The sequence below is a fragment of the Nocardiopsis sp. NPDC101807 genome, assembly GCF_044766605.1.
In the GTDB taxonomy this organism is placed as follows: Bacteria; Actinomycetota; Actinomycetes; order Streptosporangiales; family Streptosporangiaceae; genus Nocardiopsis; species Nocardiopsis tropica.
In genome coordinates this window covers 235,695-255,991 of record NZ_JBIWMK010000003.1, presented here as the reverse complement: position 1 = coordinate 255,991, position 20,297 = coordinate 235,695, and the positions used below count along the sequence as shown (strand labels likewise).

Annotated in this window: 20 protein-coding genes; 11 read left to right on the top strand and 9 right to left on the bottom strand. The window is 72.9% G+C overall.

The features are described from left to right. The first annotated feature begins 30 nt into the window (after nt 1-30). Complete coding sequence (locus ACIRPH_RS10580) at nt 31-234, top strand: hypothetical protein (protein ID WP_402912189.1); 204 nt, start codon at nt 31-33, stop codon at nt 232-234. A gap of 265 nt (nt 235-499) precedes the next feature. Then, on the top strand, nt 500-955 hold the full coding sequence (locus ACIRPH_RS10575) for an HIT family protein (RefSeq protein ID WP_402912186.1): 456 nt from the start codon (nt 500-502) through the stop codon (nt 953-955). A gap of 92 nt (nt 956-1,047) precedes the next feature. On the opposite strand, the gene ACIRPH_RS10570 is transcribed toward ACIRPH_RS10575, so the two are convergent. Further along, nucleotides 1,048-1,173: a hypothetical protein gene (locus ACIRPH_RS10570; RefSeq protein ID WP_267945115.1), complete on the bottom strand. Its 126-nt coding sequence runs from the start codon at nt 1,171-1,173 to the stop codon at nt 1,048-1,050. 592 nt (nt 1,174-1,765) lie between these two features. On the opposite strand from ACIRPH_RS10570, the gene ACIRPH_RS10565 reads away from it, so the two are divergent. Continuing rightward, on the top strand, nt 1,766-2,953 hold the full coding sequence (locus ACIRPH_RS10565) for a helix-turn-helix domain-containing protein (RefSeq protein WP_402912181.1): 1,188 nt from the start codon (nt 1,766-1,768) through the stop codon (nt 2,951-2,953). Between the two features lie 44 nt (nt 2,954-2,997). On the opposite strand, the gene ACIRPH_RS10560 is transcribed toward ACIRPH_RS10565, so the two are convergent. The 3 genes from ACIRPH_RS10560 to ACIRPH_RS10550 all read right to left on the bottom strand — a co-directional run bounded on the left by ACIRPH_RS10560 (nt 2,998) and on the right by ACIRPH_RS10550 (nt 5,896). Then, on the bottom strand, nt 2,998-3,906 hold the full coding sequence (locus ACIRPH_RS10560) for a hypothetical protein (protein ID WP_402912179.1): 909 nt from the start codon (nt 3,904-3,906) through the stop codon (nt 2,998-3,000). A 73-nt stretch (nt 3,907-3,979) separates the two neighbouring features. Next, nucleotides 3,980-4,393 carry a peptidase inhibitor family I36 protein gene (locus ACIRPH_RS10555; protein WP_402912176.1) on the bottom strand — a complete coding sequence of 138 codons (414 nt, stop codon included), beginning with the start codon at nt 4,391-4,393 and terminating at the stop codon, nt 3,980-3,982. Nucleotides 4,394-4,879: 486 nt separating this feature from the next. Next, nucleotides 4,880-5,896 (bottom strand): arabinan endo-1,5-alpha-L-arabinosidase, encoded by a 1,017-nt coding sequence (locus ACIRPH_RS10550; RefSeq protein WP_402912173.1) that lies wholly within the window; start codon nt 5,894-5,896, stop codon nt 4,880-4,882. A 636-nt stretch (nt 5,897-6,532) separates the two neighbouring features. Between ACIRPH_RS10550 and ACIRPH_RS10545 the strand changes: the two genes are divergently transcribed. Next, nucleotides 6,533-7,093: an NUDIX hydrolase gene (locus tag ACIRPH_RS10545; RefSeq protein ID WP_402912170.1), complete on the top strand. Its 561-nt coding sequence runs from the start codon at nt 6,533-6,535 to the stop codon at nt 7,091-7,093. 84 nt (nt 7,094-7,177) lie between these two features. On the opposite strand, the gene ACIRPH_RS10540 is transcribed toward ACIRPH_RS10545, so the two are convergent. Beyond that, entirely contained in the window at nt 7,178-7,855 is a 678-nt protein-coding gene (locus tag ACIRPH_RS10540; RefSeq protein WP_402912168.1) for an NUDIX domain-containing protein, read from the bottom strand. 264 nt (nt 7,856-8,119) lie between these two features. On the opposite strand from ACIRPH_RS10540, the gene ACIRPH_RS10535 reads away from it, so the two are divergent. The 6 genes from ACIRPH_RS10535 (at nt 8,120) to ACIRPH_RS10510 (ending at nt 15,611) form a co-directional block, all read left to right on the top strand. Further along, nucleotides 8,120-8,878, top strand: coding sequence for a DeoR/GlpR family DNA-binding transcription regulator (locus ACIRPH_RS10535; protein ID WP_402912165.1), 759 nt, complete (start codon nt 8,120-8,122; stop codon nt 8,876-8,878). Between the two features lie 196 nt (nt 8,879-9,074). Next, nucleotides 9,075-9,578: an NUDIX domain-containing protein gene (locus ACIRPH_RS10530; RefSeq protein WP_402912162.1), complete on the top strand. Its 504-nt coding sequence runs from the start codon at nt 9,075-9,077 to the stop codon at nt 9,576-9,578. 216 nt (nt 9,579-9,794) lie between these two features. Further along, complete coding sequence (gene trpD, locus ACIRPH_RS10525) at nt 9,795-10,838, top strand: anthranilate phosphoribosyltransferase (protein WP_402912159.1); 1,044 nt, start codon at nt 9,795-9,797, stop codon at nt 10,836-10,838. 373 nt (nt 10,839-11,211) lie between these two features. After that, nucleotides 11,212-12,387, top strand: a complete 1,176-nt coding sequence (locus tag ACIRPH_RS10520; RefSeq protein WP_402912157.1) for an acyltransferase family protein — start codon at nt 11,212-11,214, stop codon at nt 12,385-12,387. A 59-nt stretch (nt 12,388-12,446) separates the two neighbouring features. Next, nucleotides 12,447-13,082 (top strand): TetR/AcrR family transcriptional regulator, encoded by a 636-nt coding sequence (locus tag ACIRPH_RS10515; protein WP_402912154.1) that lies wholly within the window; start codon nt 12,447-12,449, stop codon nt 13,080-13,082. 297 nt (nt 13,083-13,379) lie between these two features. Continuing rightward, complete coding sequence (locus tag ACIRPH_RS10510) at nt 13,380-15,611, top strand: APC family permease (protein WP_402912151.1); 2,232 nt, start codon at nt 13,380-13,382, stop codon at nt 15,609-15,611. Nucleotides 15,612-15,751: 140 nt separating this feature from the next. Here ACIRPH_RS10510 and ACIRPH_RS10505 read toward each other — a convergent pair whose 3' ends face one another. Further along, complete coding sequence (locus tag ACIRPH_RS10505) at nt 15,752-16,897, bottom strand: RNA polymerase sigma factor (RefSeq protein WP_402912148.1); 1,146 nt, start codon at nt 16,895-16,897, stop codon at nt 15,752-15,754. A 4-nt stretch (nt 16,898-16,901) separates the two neighbouring features. Beyond that, complete coding sequence (locus ACIRPH_RS10500; protein ID WP_402912145.1) at nt 16,902-17,309, bottom strand: YciI family protein; 408 nt, start codon at nt 17,307-17,309, stop codon at nt 16,902-16,904. Nucleotides 17,310-17,522: 213 nt separating this feature from the next. Here ACIRPH_RS10500 and ACIRPH_RS10495 point away from each other — a divergent pair, with 213 nt between their 5' ends. Next, nucleotides 17,523-17,879 carry a hypothetical protein gene (locus tag ACIRPH_RS10495; RefSeq protein WP_402912142.1) on the top strand — a complete coding sequence of 119 codons (357 nt, stop codon included), beginning with the start codon at nt 17,523-17,525 and terminating at the stop codon, nt 17,877-17,879. A gap of 93 nt (nt 17,880-17,972) precedes the next feature. Here the strand turns inward: ACIRPH_RS10495 and ACIRPH_RS10490 are convergent, their stop codons facing one another. Together ACIRPH_RS10490 and ACIRPH_RS10485 are read right to left on the bottom strand one after the other, a co-directional pair. Then, nucleotides 17,973-18,854, bottom strand: a complete 882-nt coding sequence (locus ACIRPH_RS10490; protein WP_402912139.1) for an alpha/beta fold hydrolase — start codon at nt 18,852-18,854, stop codon at nt 17,973-17,975. 45 nt (nt 18,855-18,899) lie between these two features. Then, the gene (locus ACIRPH_RS10485) at nt 18,900-20,198 is read right to left on the bottom strand and encodes a hypothetical protein (RefSeq protein ID WP_402912136.1); all 1,299 of its coding nucleotides are present in this window, start codon (nt 20,196-20,198) and stop codon (nt 18,900-18,902) included. Between the last annotated feature and the right edge of the window lie 99 nt (nt 20,199-20,297).

The window sequence follows — 20,297 nt, the reverse complement described above, 5'->3', positions numbered from 1 at the left end:
GCCTCCTCTCCCCCACCCCGAAAGATGAGCATGACCGAGGAAACCCGCTCCGAGAAAAGCGACGGCCTGCCCTACTTCCACATGGTGCTGGTCGGCGTCCTGTTCCTGCTCGTCATGCTGATCGAGTTCGAGGACCCGGTGCCCGAGCTGCCGACGTTCCTGAGGATCGCCCTCAGCGTGGCGCTCGCCGTGAGCGCCTTCCTCCTGGGCGCCAGGAGCTTCAAGAAGGGCTGACCGTCCCGGGCAGGGCCGTCGGCCGCCGGCAGGGCCTCCCGGGGCCTTCGCCGGCCGGCCCGCACGGCGCGGCCGCGTTCCGGAAGCACGTCCGGACCTCCTGCGGGACGACACCCCCGGAGTGCCGCCGCGACCACGGCGACCGGCCCGGCCGGGAACGCGGGGCCGTGCCCCCGGTGTCCGTGCGCCCCACCGCTATCGTGGCGACCGGACCAGAGCCGATCGAGGCTGCCTCAGAAGGACGCGACGGAGACCCTGACACACGATGACCGACCCGTACGATCCCCAGAACGTCTTCGCGAAGATCATCCGCGGCGAGGCCCCCGCCTACACGATCCATGAGGACGACGAGGTCCTCGCCTTCCTCGACGTGTTCCCCCAGTCCTACGGCCACACCCTCGTGATCCCGAAGACCGGGCAGCCCCGGACCCTCCTGGACGCCGCGCCCGAACAACTCGCCGCGCTCATCCAGAAGGTGCAGCGGGTCGCGCGGGTGATCGCCGACGAGCTCGAACCCGACGGCATCCAGATCATCCAGTTCAACGAGGCCGCCGCCGGGCAGACCGTGTTCCATCTGCACTTCCACGTCATTCCCCGCTACGAGGGCGGGACCCTCGAACTCCACGCCGCCGTCCGGGCGGACGACAGCCGGCTCGAGGAGCTCCAGCGGCGGCTGCGGGACCGGATGGACGCGGCACCGCAGGCTCCGTCCGACACCTGAGCGGCTTCGGGAGGGCCGGCCCGCCTCGCACGCGTGACGCCGGTGCGGCGTGGCACGCGTGTGAGGGGTTCACCGTCGGCGGAGGGGCCGGGTCAGCTGGCGAAGTGGTCGCCCGCCACGACGCCGCTGGCGTGGTGGTCGTCGGCGTGCGCGGGGGCTCCGAGTACGAGGGCGGTGGCGGCGGCGAGGGCCGCGGTGGCGATCAGTCGGCGGATCATGTGGGTCTCCCAGGAGAGGTCAACAGGTCCCTTCGATCATGGCAAGCCTCCCCGGAACTGTCGTTGGCCCGGAGTCGCCGTCTTCTTGATCCTCGGTGGACTGTTCCGGGACGGCTCCGGCGGACGGCGAGGCGCTTTCCCCGCCGGAACGGTCCCGGAGGTCGCCGAACCGGGTCCGAGGGCGTCGGGAAGGGTCCGGCCCGCCGTCCCGCTCCTGCTCGCGGTTCCCCTCGTCCGCCCCGACCCGGCGTCGCGAGGTCGGGAGGTTCCACGCGCGTCGGCCGGACCGGTGGGCGGTGCCACGTTCACCTTCGGTGTCGGAACGGCGGGGGACGGACAGGCGGACACGGGCTCGTGGCAGTGGGGACCGGGCCTCCGGGGTCTGCCGCCGCTTCGGGAGGGGCGCCCGTCCCCTCCGTCCGGCTCGAAGCGGCGGCACGGGTGATACCTCCTCGCGCGTGTCCTCGAAGGACGGCAGCCCGCCGGGCGACGTGCGGTGAAGGCCCGCTGAAAGCACCGTCGGTGATCCTGGTGGTACGTGGAGCCACCGGCGGACGGGGCCGGTGGCGGAGCCGAGCGAAGGACGGACACGGTGATCGAGTCGGAGTTCAACACCGACGAACTGCCCGCCCCGGACCGCTTCGAGGCGTGGCGCCGGATCATGGCCACGGCCCCGACCCCCATGGACGCCACGAGCGACCGGATCGCGGACTTCCGGGTCCACCAGAGGGACCTGCACCTGGGGGAGGCACGCGTGTGGAAGATGGGCTTCCGGGCCCTGACCGCGCGCAGGACGGCACGGTTGATCCGGACCTCCGACCCGGAGGCGTACAACATCTGCCTGGTGCGGAGCGGCACGATGGAACGCGACTGGAACCGGAGCAGGGCCGCGTACGGCCCCGACGAGATCCACGTCAACGACTCCTCCACGCCCTACGACATCCAGGCGCCGGGCGACAAGGGACTCGTCGTGAGCGCGGGCGTCGACATCCCCAAGCACCTGCTGACCCTGCCCCGGAGCAGGGCCGACCGGATCACCGGGCTCCGGCTCTCGGGACGGGACGGGTTCGGGTCCCTGCTCACCGGTTTCGTCCACCAGCTGACCGAGAACCCCGGGGCCTACTCCCCGGGCGACGACCCCCGGCTGGCGCTGATCCTGGGCGACCTCGTGTCGGCCCTGTTCGCGCACACCCTGGAGGCGGAGGACACCCTGGTCCCGGAGAGCCGCGGCCGGAGTCTGCTGCTGCGCATCCGGGCCTTCGTCCTGGAGCACCTCCACGACCCGCGGCTGACACCGGCGGCGATCGCCGCCGCGCACCACATCTCCACCAGCTACCTGCACCGCCTCTTCCAGGAGGGCGACACCACCGTCGCCGCCTGGATCCGTGAGCAGCGCCTGGAACGCGCCTGCCGGGACCTGGCCGACCCCGCCCTGGCGGCGGTCCCGATCCACGGCATCGCGGCGCGCTGGGGTTTCGACCACCCCGCCGCGTTCAGCCGGACCTTCCGTGCCGCCTACGGGATCCCCCCGCGTGACTACCGGCTGCAGGCGCGGCCCGGTCGGCACGTCGGGCACGCGACGGAGGACGGGCCTCCCGGCACGGTGCGTCCGTTCCACGGCCCGGCGGGCACGCAGCGGTCGGGTGCGGCCCCGGCCGCGCGGCTGCACGTGGTGGACCACCCGGTCCGGGAACAGCGGGAGGGGCCCGGGAGGGATCAGCGGGTCCGGGGCCGTGCCGTCCGGCGTTCGCCACGGGTGTCACGGGGAGAGGCCCCGTAGTTCTCAGGACGCGTGTTGCGGCGTCGCCGGTGCGGCACTCGGCGCTACGGGCCGGAAACGCCGTCCGAGGGGCGCTGCGGCTCCGGGTCCGACTGCGCGGTGGCGGGCCCGTGCCGGGCGATCACGCCGCGGGCGGCGTCGAGTTCGGCCTCCTTCGCCCGCGCGAACCCGGCGAAGTCCTCCGGGTGGGAGTCGATGACCTCTCGCTGGATCTCCTCCTCCACCGCTGACCACACCTCCACGAGACCGGTCTCCTCCTTGCAGCGCAGGTCCGTGCGGGCCGCGGTGATCTCGAGGTCCGAGGGCTCCTCGGTCTCCGCCCAGGCGGGGTCGCCGTTGGCGTCGAGCGGATCCGCGTAGTCGAACCCCTCCGCCCGCATGCACGTGCTCCACTCACCGAAGACCCGCAGAACCTCCGGGTGCTCCCGGGAGGCTTCGAAGGTCTGGCCGATGTAGCCGTTCAGCAGGGCGATGTCCATCTCCGGGACGTCCCGGCGGAGTGTCTCGCGTGCCTCGGCCAGACATCCTCCCTCCCCGTCCGCGCCGTACGCGGTGGTCCAGTGGTCGCGGGGCAGGGCCTCCCTGGCCCGCCACACCAGGTCCCGGGCGCGCTGGTCCTCGGCGGGAGGGGGCGGATGGTAGCCGTGGCGTTCGGCGAGCCCGGGCTCGACCAGCCCGTAGCGTTTGCGGTTGAGCGGGTCGCCGTCCTCCTCGGGAGGCGGCGGCAACGGCTCCCACGGCAGGCCGGCGTCGCGCATGCAGTCGCCGGCCAGGAGGTCCTCCGCATACTGGACCGTCAGCAGGTCGGGCCTGGAGAGGTTGTAGTCGTCGAGGGGCACCCACAGGTCACCGACCTGTTCCCCCACCCGGGGGGCGTTCTGTTCAGCGGGAGCGGTGGAGCATCCCACGACGGCGAGGAGCGCTCCCGCCCACAGGACCAAGGAAGTCCGCACGGTCGCCTTTTCCCTTCTCGAACGGAAGGGGTGCGGTGCCGGACCCGGCACCGCACCCCGGTGCGTCGTTCTCCTAGTTCAGGAACTTGACGGAACTCGCCTTGTTATCGAAGTTCGGGGGGTTGTTCGAATTGCTGCTCAGGTCCTTGTCCTGTGAGGTGGGCTGCGCCCTGTAGGGAGTGCCGCCGTGGTTCGGGTCGGGGTACAGGTAGGCCCACATGTCGCCCTGGTTCTTGATGGAGCTGATGTTGTCGTCGATGGTCGCGGTGGTGTCCCGGTTCCACCTGTTGTTGTTGAAGTTGGCGTCGTTCGCGGTGAGGTGGTGCGAGCGGCCCCCGAAGTCGTCGTGCTCGTAGACGCGGAGGGAGCGGAGCGCCTGGGTTCCCACGTCGGTGGTCTGGGAGGCCGCCGCGGGCGCCCCCATCCCCAGTGCCCCGGCGAAGCCGAGTGCCGCGAGCGTCGCCGCCAGACCGAATGTGCGCTGCATGTCGATTCCCCTGTTTCTCAGCCGCCCTGCGGGGCGGGAACGCCTTCACCCGTGGCCCGGGTGCGGAGGGACGTGCTCCTGGGAGGGCCGGGGACCACCGGCCCGGGGGCCGGTCGGCGCCCGGGACGCCGGAGCGGGGGACCTGCTCCCACGCCCCGAACCCCCAGGGGCTCGTTGAGCGGACGTCCGTGTGTCAGGCGCCCTGCGGGCCCGGCGTCCGGCTCTCTTCAACGATCGCGCTTGCGCCGTCCGCTGTCATTGGCGCAGGATCCACGGTTCCTTGACGTTCCCTCCACCCCCTCCACCCGGGCCGCCGCGGCGTCACGCCCCGGGGCTCCGATGGAGGGCCGCCCGGGCTCGTGCGCACTCCGCGGGCCTGCCGTCCACCCGCAGGTCGTGCCCGATCCCGGACGCACGCGGACCCGGCGCGCGTGCGCCGGGTCCGCCCGGTGCGGGGCTCGCGGGGCCGGCCCCGCGAGGACCGGATCAGTGCACGTAGGGCCATCCGGAGGAGTCCCAGCCGAGCCAGTTCAGGCCCAGCAGCGCCGTGCCGCTGTTGTCGTAGTAGTGGTAGGCCAGGATGTCGCTGTCGGTGTCGGCGAAGACGTCCTGGTGGCCGGGCCCGTGGATGCTGCCGTGGCCCGACAGGACCTCGGTGCCCCCGCCCGCGAGCATGGCGGTGCCGTTGCGGTCGACGTAGGGGCCGGTGATGCTGCTGGAACGGCCGACCATGATCCGGTAGGTGCTCGCCGCCCCCTGGCAGCACGTGTCGAAGGAGACGAACAGGTAGTACCGGCCCCCGCGGTAGAAGATGGTCGGGGCCTCGATGGCGCCCCCGCCGCGTCCGGCGATCGAGTGCAGGGCGCCGTCGTAGCGCTTGCCGGTCGCCGGGTCGATGCGCACCATCTTGAGCCCCGACCAGAACGAGCCGAACGCCATCCACCACCGCCCCTGGGTGTCCACCTGCAGGTGGGGGTCGATGGCGTTGAAGTCGTCGGAGGTGAACGACTCCACGACCAGGCCCTCGTTGCTCCAGGTCCCGGAGTTCCCGCTGGTGCTGGTCGCCAGGAAGATCGCCGACCGGTTGGAGCCGAAGGTCGAGGCGGAGTAGTAGAGGTAGTAGCGACCGTTGGCGTAGGACAGGTGCGGGGCCCACAGGTTGCGGTCGCCGCCCGTGTAGGGGGTGGTCCACGGTGCTCCCGAGGGGAAGACCACGCCGGCGTTGCTGAAGGCGGTCCGGTCCGTCGAGGTCTTCAGTCCCACGCCGTGGGCGGTGTGGGCGACCAGGTAGCCGCCGCCGGGCCGCTTGACGAAGGACGGGTCGTGCACCCTGACGTCGCCTGTCACCAGGCCCGGGCCGGGGTAGGCGGCGGCCGCGGCGTGTCGGGGGAGGGCCGCGTCGGCGAGGCCCGGGACCGCTGCCAGCGCTCCCGCGGCCAGGGCGGCGCCCAGCATTCTGCGGCGGGGGAGGAACGGGGAAGGGGCGAGCGGGTTTTCCTTCATGGGGGAGACTCCTCGGCGTCGGCGCCTGTCCTGGCCGACATGGGTGGAGGGGAGACGAGGCCGCACGCCCGCGCTGCGGCGGGGCCGTGCCCGACGCGGGTCGCGGAGGGGGAGGGCTGCCCCCGGGTGCAGGGGTGGAGCCCGGGGGAGCCGGGGATGTGAGCGCTCACATTGTGAGCGCTCACAACGCGGGCGGCGAAAGCGTCGTGCATGGGGGGTCCGTCAGTGGGGGAGGGAGGCGGGGTAACCGCCGGACACCGCACGCCCCGGTCCGGCTCGGCCGTCCCGGTCCCGTGGTTCACCGGGCAGGGGCGGCGGTTCGGCGGGGGCATCGGTGGAGGTGGTTCGTTGTTGCGAACACGCTTCGTAATTGTTCGGTCATCGTAAGATGGCACCCCTACGGCGTCAACCCTCCTTCGCGCACCGTCCTGGGCGGCCGGTCCGCGGTGTGTGCGCCGGGCGGGAGCCGGTTTCCCCGCTCTGAGACGGGCAGCGTCCCGGCCGCCCGTTCGGTCCCCGGAGACCGGGGACGTGGAAGCCCCCGGCCCTTCCGTGCGGAACACGCGTACCGACCAGGTGCGACTCGTGGACTGCGGACACCCTTGGCGAGCCGCGTGTGACCTCTGGAGCCGACCGGTGACGATCACTGACGAACTCATCTCGACCACGCTGGCCGTCTACCTCGGGCAGCGCCCCGACGAGGCCGGGGCGCTCGCCGAGCCGATGCGGCTGCTGCGCCGGGGTCGGGATCTCGCCTCGCGCCGCACCTTTCCCATGCACGTGACCGTGGGCGCGCTCCTGGTCCACCGGGAGGCCGGAATCCTGCTCGTCCGGCACCGGGCGTACGGGCTGCTGCTGCAACCCGGAGGGCACCTCGAACCCGAGGACACCGACCTGGCCGGCGCGGCCGTGCGCGAACTGGTGGAGGAGACCGGCGTCGACGCCGGTGCGGTGTCCCTCGCCTCGCGGGCCCCGGCCTACGTCGAGTTCGGCCGGGTCCCGGCACGGCCGGACAAGGACGAGCCGGAGCACTGGCATCTCGACTTCGGCTACACGTTCACGACCGACCGCGCCGGGATCGGGCGCGTCCAGGAGGCCGAGGTCACGGGTGCGGACTGGTACCCCCTCCCGCTGGCCGAACGCCTCGTCGGGCCCCGCGTCGCACGGGCCGCGGGCCCGCCGGGCCGGGACGCCTGAGGGGCCTCCGGTACGCCCCGGCGCCGTCGGCCGGGAACGGCGCCTGTCGGCGTGAAGACCCCGGGCGAGGCGGGTGCGGCGTGGTCAGCGGGCGCCCGTTGCAGGCGCGAAGGGGCCGTCCAGGGCTCCCCATTGCAGGAGCAGGATGGTCTTGCCGTCGATGATGCGACCGTCGCGGGTCATGGCGAGCGCCTCGGCGAACGGCAGCTCGAGGACCTCGATGTCCTCGCCGTCCTCCTCGAGTCCGCCGCCGGGCCCGGTCCGGTCCGCAGGGGTGTAGGGGGCGGCGAAGAAATGGAGGCGTTCGGTGACGGAACCGGGGCTCATGTAGGCGTCGAAGACGTGGGTGAGCGGGCCGAGGGCGACGCCGAGTTCCTCGGCGCCCTCGCGTCGGATCGCGGCGGGCGGGTCGTCCGAGTCGAGCAGTCCCGCGGCCGCCTCGACGAGCATGCCGTCGGGGTGGTCGTTGACGTAGGCGGGATAGCGGAACTGGCGGGTGAGCAGGACACGACCGCGTCCGATGTCGTAGGGCAGGACGACGGCGCCGTTGCCGCGGTCGTAGGTCTCGCGCTGCTGGGTTTCCCGGCGTCCGTCGCGGCGGCGGTAGTCGAAGGTGGTGCGGCGCAGGACGTGCCAGCCCTGGGAGGTGAGCTCGACGTCGCGGACCACGACATCGGGATTCCGGTCCAGGCCGCGTCCGGCCCGGTCGAGGCCGGTGCGGCCGCGATGGTCCGGGACGTCGATGCCGGGGCGGGGCCTCACGCGGTCTTCCGCGGAGCGCGACGGGGGATCCCCGCCGCATCGTGGTGGACGGGCGGGACGACCCGTGCTCCGGCCACGGAGAGACGGTCGGCGGCGAGTCCCCGCCCTGCGGTGTGCCCGCGGTGGGCGGGGCCGGCTGCCACGGCCTGCGGATCGACGCCGGTTCCGGAGCGGCAGGGGCCGGCGGCCGGAAGGCGTAGGGGCTTGTCGGTCATGAGTCGCTATACTACATGCAGAAACGTGCAAAAATGGGAGAGAGTGTGCATGCTGGCTGCTGAACGACGCGAGCACCTGCTCGAACTGCTCGCGAGGGAGGGCAAGGTCGTCGCCAAGGACGTCGCCACCCGACTGGGGATATCCGAGGACAGCGTGCGGCGCGACCTGCGCGATCTCGCCGCGGAGGGACGGTGCCAGAGGGTCTACGGCGGGGCCCTGCCCGTTTCGCCGGCGGTGGTGGACTACGCCGCACGGCAGACCGTGGCCCCCGACGGCAAGCGGAAGGTCGCCGCGGTGGCCGCCGGACTCGTGCGGCCCGGTTCCGCGCTGATTCTCGACGGCGGCACCACCGCCCTCGCCGTCGCCCGTGCGCTCCCGCAGGACCTCGCCTGCACCGTGATCACCCACAGCCCGACGATCGCCTCGGCCCTGCTCGATCATCCCCGGGCCGACCTCTTCCTGCTCGGGGGCCGCGTGTTCAAGCACTCGGCGGTCACCTGCGGTGCCGCCGCCGTCGAGGCGACACAGAACGTCTCCGCCGACCTCTGCCTGCTCGGCGTCACCGGAGTGCACCCTGAGGCGGGACTCACCACCGCGGACGCGGAGGAGGCCGCCATGAAGCGCGCCCTGGCGGCGCGGGCCGCGGACACCTACGTTCTCGCCTCCTCCGAGAAGATCGGCACGGCTTCACGGTTCCGCGTCCTGCCGTGGGAGAAGGTCGGCGGACTGGTCACCGACGCGGACCCCCGTGACGCGGTCGTCGAACAGCTCAGGGCCCTCGGCGTGGAGATCCTGGCAACCGGCTGACCGCCGCCGGGCGAACACGGCGTGCGGACCTGTCGACATGCCGTCAGGAGCATCGGCCCGCCACGGGGATCGACATGCCCGCCGCCAGGATCCGGAGGCCACTCCGGTGCGCCCCCGGTCCCGCCCCGCCGCCGGAATCATGGGCAATATCCGGGAACGGCCGGACCGGCGGGCCGAAGCCCTCTACAGTTCTCCCATGAACAGCTCGGACGAGGTGTCCCTGACCTGGCACTCCGACGAGCAACCGCCCGCTGACCTGCCCGTTCGGCAGGTCTACGGATGGGTGCTCGACGCCCGCGCCCGCGTGGTGCTCCTGCGCGACCTCGGCAGATGGAACCTGCCAGGGGGCAAACCCGAACCCCGCGACGGCGGCGACCTGGCCGCGACCCTGCGCCGGGAGGTGTGGGAAGAGGTCCAGGTCACCCTGGCCGACCCGGTCTATCTCGGCTATCAGAGCGTGCAGGGACCCGGTGAGCCCTTCGCCCAAGTGAGAATGGCCGCCCGCCTGCACCGCCTGGCCGAGCGCGCCCCCGACCCCGACCCCGACAAGAACCGGATCCACGAACGCCACCTGCTCCCCCTGGACAAGGCCTTGGGGCTGCTCGACTGGGGGCCTCCGGTCCTTCCCCAGGTCGCGCACCTGGCCCGTGTGGCGGCCGAACGCTGGGTGCTCGACCTCGGCGTCAGCACCGTGGCGTGAGCCGGGCGCGTGTCCGCAGCGGCTCACGTGCCCGAGGAGGGTGGCGTCCACCGCGGACCCGCGCGGGGACGTTCGACCCGTGAACATCACGGGCCGCCGCCTCCCGGCGGCGGGACATGCGCGGACGGTGCCGACGACTTTCCCGAACCGCCGGTGGACCGGGGGACGGACGGTTACCGTGCCCGGGGAAGAACCGCACGCCCCGAGGAGCATTGCATGAGCCGGTCCTGGCCCGAGCTGTTGTCCGCGCTCCTGCGCGGACAGGACCTGGGAGCGGCCGACACCCGGTGGGCGATGCGCCGGGTCATGGACGAGGCCGCCGACCCCGTCGAGCTGGCCGGGTTCCTGGTCGCGCTCCGGGCGAAGGGTGAGTCCGCCGCCGAGATGGCGGGCCTGCTCGACGCCCTCATGGAACGCGTCGTGCCCCTGCCGGTGGACGGGGCCACGGTCGTCGACATCGTCGGCACCGGCGGCGACGGGGCCCACACCGTGAACGTGTCCACCACGGCCGCGATCGTGCTCGCCGCGACCGGTGTCCGCGTCGTCAAGCACGGCGGCCGGTCGGCCTCCTCCCGGGCGGGCTCCGCGGACGTGCTCGAAACACTGGGCATCCCACTGGACCTGGGCCCCGAACAGGTCGCCCGGTGCGTCGACGAGGTCGGCATCGGGTTCACCTTCGCCCCCGTCTTCCACCGGGGCCTGCACCACGCGGCCCCGGTGCGCAGAAGGCTGGGGGTGCCCACGGCCGTCAACTATCTGGCCCCGCTCACCAACCCGGCTCTCCCCGCCACCTCCCTGGTGGGCTGCTCCGACGCCCGCCTGGCCCCCGTGCTGGCCAGGGTCCTGGCCGAGCGGGGCGCCACCGCCCTGGTGGTGCGCGGTGACGACGGGGTGGACGAGATCACCACCGCGGCGACCACCCGGGTGTGGGCGGTCGCCGGCGGTCGGGTGGAGCGGATGCGGCTGGACACGGCCGGGCACGGGCTGGCCCGCTGCGGCCCCGACGCCCTGCGGGGAGGAGACGCCGTCTTCAACGCCGGCGCGGTGCGGCGGGTCCTGGAGGGGGAGCGGGGGCCGGTCCGGGACGTGGTCCTGGCCAACGCCGCCGGCGCCCTGGCCGCCCACCGGGGATGGGCGCACGGTCTGGACGCGGCGTTCGCCGACGCCCTGGCGACGGTTGCCCCGGCCGTCGACTCCGGTGCCGCCCGCACCCTGCTGCGGGACTGGGTCGACCTGGCCCGATCCCTGTCGGTGCGGTAGAAGCGCGGCGCAGGGGCGTTCCCTCCCGGCGCTGCGGAGTCCGGCAGGGGGACGGCGGGACTCCTCCCGCGCTCTGAAACCGGTGGCCGGCCGCCCTCCGGTGAGCCCTGGGGGCCCACCCGGCGTGGACTCCGTCCCGGACGCCTCTGCTGTCCATCGGTGTCGCGCCCCGGTGTGCAGGAGCCCCCGATGAGCCCGGTGCCGAACATGTGCGACCTCACCTGCGCCGATGTCCGTGGATCCACGAGGACACCGGCTCGGGGGTGGTCCGGGCGCGAGAACCGGTCTATCATCGCTGTCCATGTGGACAGTAAAAAATACAAATGGACAGCACCGGTCCGATCCACCCCCTCCCCCAGACTCCGAGGACGGCGTGAGCGGCGCTCCTCGACGCAGGCTGTACTACCTCGACAACCTCAAGCTCCTGCTCATCGTGCTGGTCGTCCTCCACCACGCGAGCCAGCCCTACGGTCCGGCCGATTGGTGGTACGTGGAAGGCGCCGGCGGTTCCCCGGCCCTGTCGACCCTGTCCGCTGTCAGCGGCGCATTCCGGATGAGCCTGTTCTTCGCCATCTCGGCCTATCTGCTGCCGCGCGCCTTCGACCGCAAGGGCCCCCGCCGCTTCCTCGGTGAACGCTTCCGCGCGTTCGTGCCGCCCATCCTCCTGGGCTTCCTCGTGCTCGTCCCCGTCCTGATGTACGCCTACTACGTCAACTTCCGGGACCACGGCTCCCTCGACTTCGCCGCCTACTACGCCCAGGTCTACCTGGGGACGGGGCCCGAACCCGAGGGCTGGACGGGGCCGATCTGGCCGGACCGCCAGTTCGCGCACCTGTGGTTCCTCCAGCACCTGTTGGCCTACGCAGTGCTCTACGCCGTGTGGCGGTGGATCAGCGCACGCCTCGCCGGGAGGCGGCCGTTACGGGCCCCTTCCGGCCGGGCGCCCGGGACCCCGGCCGTCGTGGGCTTCGCCCTGGCCGTCGCCGCGGCGACGTTCCTCCTGCGTGTGTGGTATCCCGTGGACCGGTGGGTCCCCCTCCTGGAGTTCATCCAGACAGAGCCGGCGGACCTGGCCCAGTACGCCGGGTTCTTCGTCGTGGGTGTACTCGCCTATCGGCGCGGCTGGCTGTCGACGCTGCCCGCCGGGGCCGGGTACGCCTGGCTGGCGTTCGGCGCGGGCCTGGTCGCGCTCCATTTCGCCGCGGGCCCGCGCCTGGACTCCGTGTACGCGATGGGCGGCTGGACCACCGGCTCGCTGCTGTGGTCGGTCGTCGAGTCACTGATGTGCACCGCACTGTCCATCGGGCTGCTCGTGGCGTTCAGGGAATGGGCGGACAGGCCCTCCCGGTGGACCCGCGCCCTGGCGCCGCTCACCTTCACCGTCTACCTGCTCCACGTGCCGGTGGTCGTGGGCCTGCAATACGCTCTGGCCGCCACCACCGCGGGACCGGTGGCCGCGTTCGCCGTCGTGTCGGCGGTGGGCCTTCCCCTCAGCTTCGCCCTGGCCTGGATCCTGCGACGCATCCCCTACCTCCGAGCCCTGGTCTGAGCCCTTCCGGCCCGGAGACCGACCGGGACGAGCGGGCGCGAGCGACTAGATTGGCTGGGATGAGCCAGACCACACCATCCGACCTGACCGCACGCGCCCGCCTGCGGATGGCCGCGTTGCGGCTGTTCGCCGACAAGGGGTTCGCCGCCACCTCGACCCGCGCCATCGCCACCGAGGCCGGTGTCTCCCACGCGCTCCTGCGCCACCACTACGGCTCGAAGGACGGGCTGCGTCGCGCTGTCGACGAGGAGGTGCTCCACACCTTCGATCGCGTCCTCGCCGACCTCGACACGGCCGCCGCCCCCGGAGGCGCCCTCGCGGCACTGGGGACGGTCACGGCCCGGCTGTTCGGCGAAGACGAGGTCCACCGCCACTACCTGCGCCGCTCGCTGCTCGAAGGCAGCGAGGCCAGCACCGAGCTGTTCGCCCGACTCCTGGAGGGCGCCCGCCGCCACCTCGCCCTGCTGGGCGTGGGCCACGACGTCGGCGACGACACGGCGGGGTCCGACCTGTTGTGGGCGCCCTACCAGGCGTTGTTCCTCATCCTGGGACCGATGCTGCTGGAGCCGGTCATGCGTTCCACACTCCACGGTCCGGTGTTCGCCCCCGAGATCCTGAGCGATCGCAGTGCTTCCAACCAGCGTCTCCTCGCCCGCGGACTCGGAATCGACTCCGATGCGCGCGACCCTTCCTGAACATCGCCCCGGCGGCGTCGGCTCGCCACACAGCCCTCCTCACCAGGGGCGGTCCTGTGTCCTTGCACCACCTCAGGTTCTTCTGACGGTGCGGGCCATATGTCGGCGACGGCTGTCCAGAGGGAGGCGGAGCGCCGCCGGAAGGGTGTCGGGGCCCGGCCCCCGCGCCCCGGTCGCCCCGGAGAAGAGGCCGTGCGGCCAGGCGCGGTCGCTGCCGGCCGACGGACGTGCAGGCGGGCGCCCGACACATCGTCCAGGTACGTGCCCCGGCCAGTACGGCCGACGACACTGGGGCACATGACGCAGGAAGGCTCTTCGCGCCCGCCCGTTCCCAGCGACCTGGTCCCCGACCTCACCGCCGAACAACTCCGTACGCTTCACCAGATCGGCGACCGGTGGACCCGCGTCACCGGAGCCCCTCAGAACTGGCGCCTCGCCCTTCCCGTCGACCCGCACGTGGGCAGCTACCCGGCACACCACCAGGTCCGGCAGCCACGCTACGAACGCTTCGTCACCGTGTCCGAGCTCGGCGGCGAATCGCGTACGACCCTGGCCGCGGAGGCCGCAGCCGTCACCTCGACGCGTTCGGGCCGAGCCGGCTACCGCATCCGGCGCGTGCTCCTCGGGCCCGCGCTGATGAGCACGGCCCTGGTCCGTGAACGCATGCGCAAACTCGTGGCCCTGCCCGTGCTGTCCTCCGACGCGCTGTCCTCTGTCGCCTACGGTCCCGAGGCGATGCTCACCATCCTCGTCCTCGGCGGTATGGCGGGCCTGTCCCTCTCCCTGCCCATCGCCCTGGCCATCATGCTGATGATGCTCGCCGTGGGCCTGTCCTACCGTCAGACGATCCGCGCCTACCCGAACGGGGGCGGTTCCTACATCGTGGCCGGCGACAACCTCGGCCGGATACCGGGGCTGCTGGCGGCGGGCGGCCTCGTCGTCGACTACGTCCTCACCGTCGCGGTGTCCATCGCCGCGGGCATCGCGGCGATCACCTCCGCCCTGCCCTCGCTCAGCGCGGCGACCGTGCCCGTCGGACTCGGGTTCATCGCCCTGCTCCTGGCAGGGAACCTGCGCGGCGTGCGCCAGGCGGGGATCCTCTTCGCGGCCCCCACCTACGTCTTCGTCCTCTCCGTGGCCGCCGTGATCGCGGTCGGACTCGTCGAGGCCGCACTCCGGGGCTTCCCGCCGGCGCCCACGCCCCGGGTCGACGCCACCACAGGTGTCACCCTCCTCCTGGTCCTTCGCGCCTTCACCTCCGGAGCCACCGCCCTGACCGGGATCGAAGCCATCACCAATGCGGTCCCGGCATTCAGACCCGTCGAGTGGCGCAACGCGCGCACCGCCCTGACCTGGGTGGTCGGTGTGCTGTTGGCGCTCTTCGGCGGGATGACGGCGCTCATCCTGGTCACCGGCACGATCCCTGATCCGGGGCAGACGGTGCTCTCCCAACTGGCCCGGCACTCCTTCGGCACCGGCCCCGTGTACGTTCTCGTCCAGGCCAGCACCGCCGCCGTCCTGCTGCTGGCCGCGAACACCGCCTACAACGACTTCCCCCGGGTGCTGTCCCTGCTGGCGCGCACCCACCACGCCCCCCGCGTGTTCATGCGCATGGGCGATCGGCTGGCCTACAGCAACGGCATCCTCCTGCTCTCGGCCGCAGCGGCCCTGATCTTCGCCGCCTTCGGCGGGAACACCACGGACCTGATCCCCCTGTACGCAGTAGGGGTCTTCCTGGCCTTCACCCTCTCCCAGAGCGGCATGGTGGTGCACTGGTGGCGCTCACGTGCCCGACACTGGCGCAAGAGCCTCGTCTTCAACGCCACGGGGGCACTCATGTGCGCCGCGGTGTTCGTGACCGCCGCGATCGCCAAGTTCACCTCCGGCGCGTGGGTGGCGCTCGTGGCGGTCGCGGCGTTCGTCGTCCTGGCCCTGCGTATCCGCGCCCACTACGACGCCGTCGGGCGTGCGCTGCGGCTGCGTCCGCACAGCGCCGCCCTTCCCGGAAACACCGTTCGTGCGACCCTCTGCCCCTCAGCGGCTCCGCCTCCGGAGCCCGGGCGACCGGAGAAGCGGGGCATGGGCGGTGGCGACCCGGGTGCCGAGGAGGCCGAGGAGACGCCCGAGGAGATCCACCACCTGTCGGTGGTTCCCGTGGAGACCCTGGACCTGGCCAACATCCGTGCCCTGGCCTACGCAGCTTCGCTTCAGCAGCCCGTTCTGGCCGTTCATCTCAGCCCCTCCCACGAGGAGGCGGAGAGGATGGCGGGGTACTGGCGGCATTGGGGCGACCACCTGCCCCTGGAGGTGGTGGTGTGCCCCTACCGGACGATCATCGCCCCTCTGGTGAACTACATCGAGGCTCTGCACGCCCAGCGACCGGACCTGACGATCACGGTGATCCTTCCCGAGGTCGTGCCCCTGCGCTGGTGGCACCGGGTCCTCCACGACCGCATCGCGGTCCGGCTCCGGCGCGCACTGCGCGAGCGGCCCAAGATCGTCGTCACCACCGTGCCGTTCCATGTCTGAGGGCCCGGTCGGCGCAGCCGCTGGGCAGGGACACCGCCCGAGCTCCCTGACGGCCATGGGCGACCGTGTGCGCCCGCTTCCCGTGGGGGCCATGACCGCGACCCTACCGACCGCTCGTCGCGTCCGGTCCGGGCCCGCCCTCAACGTCCCCCTCGGGCGTTGAGACGGGCGGCCCGGCGGGTGAGGTGGTCGCGCTCGGCGAGGTTGGGCGCCTTGAGGGCGGCCTCGGCGTACAGCCGCGCCGCTGTCGCCGGGTCGCCGTCGCGCTCGTGGAGGTAGGCGGCCACCGCGCGGTGGCGGGGCAGTGAGACGTCCAGGTCCGCGAGCGCCGCCAGGCCGGCGCGCGGACCGTCGGCCTCGCCCACGGCCACCGCGCGGTTGAGCCGCACGATCGGGCTGTCGGTCAGGCGTACGAGTTCGTCGTACCACTCGACGATCTGCACCCAGTCGGTCTCCTCCGCCGTGGGCGCGTCGGCGTGCAGCGCCGCGATGGCGGCCTGGGCCTGGAACTCGCCCAGCCGGTCGCGGGCCAGGGCCGCCTGCAGGATCCGGACGCCCTCGGCGATCGAGGCGGTGTCCCACGAGCCGCGGTCCTGCTCGGCGAGTGGCACCAGGCTCCCGTCGGGCGCGGTCCGGGCGGCGCGCCGGGCGTGGTGCAGCAGCATGAGGGCCAGCAGTCCCGCTGCCTCCGGGTGGTCGATCGCCGCCGCGAGCCGGCGCGTGAGGCGGATGGCCTCGGCGGCGAGGTCGACGTCGCCGGAGTAGCCCTCGTTGAAGACCAGGTAGAGGACGCGCAGGACCGTGGCGACGTCGCCGGGGCGGTCGAGGCGCACGTCGGAGACGGTGCGCTTGGCCCGGCTGATGCGCTGGGCCATGGTCGCCTCCGGCACCAGGTAGGCCCGGGCGATCTGGCGGGTGGTCAGCCCGCCGACGGCGCGCAGCGTGAGCGCGACGGCGGAAGCCTGCGTCAGCGACGGGTGGGCGCACAGGAAGTAGAGCTGGAGGGTGTCGTCCACCGCGGGCGCCGGGCCCGGGGCCGGTTCCTCTCCGAGGAGGGCCTCGCGCCTCCGGCGGGCGGTGTCGGTCCGGGCCGCGTCGAGGAACCGGCGCCAGGCCACGGTGACCATCCACCCCTTGGGGTCACGCGGCGGGTCGGACGGCCAGGTGCGGACCGCCTCGACCAGCGCGTCCTGGACGGCGTCCTCGGCCGCCGCGAAGTCGGCTCCGCGGCGGACGAGGATCCCGAGCACGCTCGGCGTCAGGCTCCGGAGGAGGAGCTCGTCCACAGGGTCACTCCGTGATGGTGGGCGGGGCGGTCAGGAACGGGCGCACCTCGAGCCACTCGTGGATCGGCTCCCCGCCCGCCCCGGGGGCGGCCGACAGCTCCCCGGCCAGTTCGACGGCGCGTTCGTAGCCGTCGACGTCGATCACCATCCAGCCGGCGATGAGGTCCTTGGTCTCGGCGAACGGGCCGTCGGTGACGGGCGGGCGCCCCTCGCCGTCGTAGCGGACGAACGTCCCCTCGGGGGCGAGCGCCTGACCGTCCACGAACTCGCCGCTCTCCTCGAGCCGGTCCGCGAAGTCCTGCATGTACTGCATGTGGGCCGAGATCTCCTCCGGCGTCCACCGGTCCATGGGCACGTCGTTGACCGCGGTCGGGGCGCCACGGTAGTGCTTGAGCAGCAGGTACTTGGCCATCGTGCTTCTCCTCGGTGCTGGTGCGACCCATTGTGGTCGCGTTCACCACGGGGACGGAGCGGGCCACGGGTTCTCGACACGGTCCGCCGAACTTTTTCCTGATTCCCCGCCATCGCCCGGCGCGGACCCCGGCGCCCCCGGGCCGGGGCGGGAGTCCGTGCCGGGAGCGCGGCCGCGGTCGGCTCGGGCGCCCCGGCCTGCTCCGCCTCCGCCATGCGCGCCCCGCCCTCCCGGAGGACCGGGGCGCGCACGGCCCTGGCGCCCGCCGCCTACGCGGTCTGCGGGTTCTTCCTCGCGCCGGTCCTCCCCGCGATCCTGAAGTGGATCGCCGAGACCGTCGAGGACAACCAGACGGCCAACTCCCTCATGTTCACCTCGTCCATGGTGGGGAGCGTCCTGCTCCCCGGCCTCGTCGTCGCGGCGAACGACCTGCCGGCGCCGGGCGCGATCCCGTTCTCCATGGCCCTGATCGGCGTGCCGGCGATGGCGACGGCCCTCCTCGTCCCCGTGGTCGCCCGGAGGTCCGGCGGGACCCGGGGCCGCGCCGAACCGAACCGGCGGAAGGAATGAGGGGCCGCGGAGCCGGCGTGGGGGGCCGGGCAGAACCGCTCGGGCCGGGGATCCACGGCACGCGGGCCGTCTCCGCTCATCGGTCGGGCGCGGTCACACGTGCGCGCCCAGGAACGGGAGGACGACACCGGCCATCTCGTCGGGCACTTCCTCCGCCAGATCGTGGCCGGCGTCGAAGACGTGTCCGGTGACGTCGTGGGCCATGAGCCGCATCTGGGACTCGTTGCGCTCGCCGATGAACGCGGACCCGCCGAGCGCCAGGACCGGGATGTCCAGTCTCTTCTGTGCGGCCTGCCGGTTCTGTTCGGCGTCGACGAGCATCGCCCGGTAGATCGAGAGCATCGCGCGGATGCCGCCGGGCATGGAGTAGCAGCGCACGTATTCCTCGACCGCGTCGGGGGTGGCGGTGTCGGGGTGGCTGCGCTCGGACTTGATCATGTGGGTGATCAGCTCGCGCTCGTGCCCGCTGATCAGCATCTCCGGCACGTCGGGCTGGAAGTAGAAGCCCAGGTGCCACAGGTGCATGCCGCTGGAGACGTTCTCGGGTGTGAGCGCGGTGTGGTCCTCGAAGCCGAATCCGGGGAAGAGGGCCTCGGCGAACACGAGGGCGGTGACGCGGTCGCGGTGGCGCGCGGCGAGCTGGTAGCCGATCACCGCACCCCAGTCCTCTCCCGCCACCGCGTATGCCTCGTGTCCGAGGTGGGCCATCAGTCCGGCGATGTCGTCGCTCATCGTCGCGGAGTCGTAGCCGTCCGCCGGGCGGGCGGAGTCGCCGAGACCGCGCAGGTCGGGCACGACGACGGTGTGGTGGGGCGTCAGCTTCGGGACGAGGTGGCGCCAGTGGTAGCCCGTCTTGGGCACGCCGTGCAGCAGTACCACGGCGGGGCCGGTCCCGGCCGTCCGGTAGTGCAGACTCGTTCCGTTGACGGCGGCACGGCCGGTGCGGAGGTGCGTTCCGTCATGGTCGAACATCATGTTCTCTCCCTTTTCCTTTTCTGTGCGCACTGCTCGGTGCGGGTGTCAGCGTGTCCGGGGAGGGCCGGTGAGGACCACCAGGCGTCCCGGGCCGGCGCCGGCCCCGGCGTCCCGGGCCGCGGAGCCGCGGACCGGGTGCAGGGTGACGTTCTCTGGGTAGAGCCGGCCGAGCAGTGCCAGGACGACGAGGTCGTTCTGCCCGTGGGCGTCCAGGGTCGTCTCGCCCGCCCGCGTCCACACCAGCCCCGGTGCGCTCAGCGCGGACCAGATCGCCGTGGCGCGGGACCCGGTTCCGGGGGGCGCGTCGTCCGCCGCGGGGGTCGGCCGGTGGGCGTAGCGGTGGCCGCGCAGGGCCTGGCCGAGATCGACGCGGACGGTGGCGCCGTCGCCGGTGACCTCGATGCGGGCGGTGCGCGTCCCGTCGACGGGCGGCCCGGTGACGGTGCGTGCGGTGAGCGGCCCCGGCGCGGTGTCTGCGGGCGGCAGGTCCTCGACGGGGGTGCGGGGTGCGGCGTAGTAGTCCTGTTCCTCGGCGACGTACGTGACGGGTTCGCCGGCGGTCGGGGAGGGGCGCCAGGTCAGCAGGTGCCGGGGCGCGGTCAGGGGCGGACGGTCGAGGACGGCGGGCAGGGCGGTGCCGCCGCCCGCCTCGAAGCCGTAGCCGGCGGGGCCGCCGGCGCCGGTGACGCCATGGCGGGCGAAGGCCACGATGCCGGCATGCCTGATCCGACGGACCAGGAGTTCGGTGAGGAAGGCGTCGCGGGCCGGTTCGGTGTGCCGCAGTCCGGTCGGGGTGATCAGGAGCGGCACGTCCTGCCAGTTGGTGAAGGGCAGGAGGGCGTCGCGGAGCAGGACGACCTGGTGCAGCCACTCGTTGTAGAGCTGCATGGCGACGGGCCCGCCGCGCGGGCCGCGGAGCAGGAGGTCGGCCGCGGGAGCGGTGAGCAGGTGGCCGTAGCAGTGGCTGCGCACGACCAGCGGTCCGGCGGGCAGCGGTACCGGGTCGGTGAGCAGCCCCTTCAGGGCCGCGGCGGTCCAGGAGGCCAGTTCCCGGCCGATCGTCCCGGCCTGGGCGCCCAGTTCGCGTACTGCCGAGGCGCTGTCCGGGCCGACGGCCAGCGGCAGGGAGGACTCCCGGGTGCCGAGGGCGAGCGTCGCGCGGATCTGGGCCTCCAGGACCGGACGGTCGGCTCCGGTGAGGCCGCCGGCGTCGATGACGCCCCGCAGCAGCGGTTCGGTCGCGGTGAGGAGTTCGCGGGCGGTCAGGGCGGCGCCGTCCTCGGGAAAGGTGTTCCAGCGGCTGCCGCCGAGAAGGGGCGTACTCCGGGTGGGGGCAGGGGACACGGGTCCTCCTCGGTTGTCGGTGGCGAGGGATCGGCGGTCGCGTGCTCGCGGCCTCCGGCGCTTTTCTTGACCGTACGATACAGATTCGGGGCATGAAGC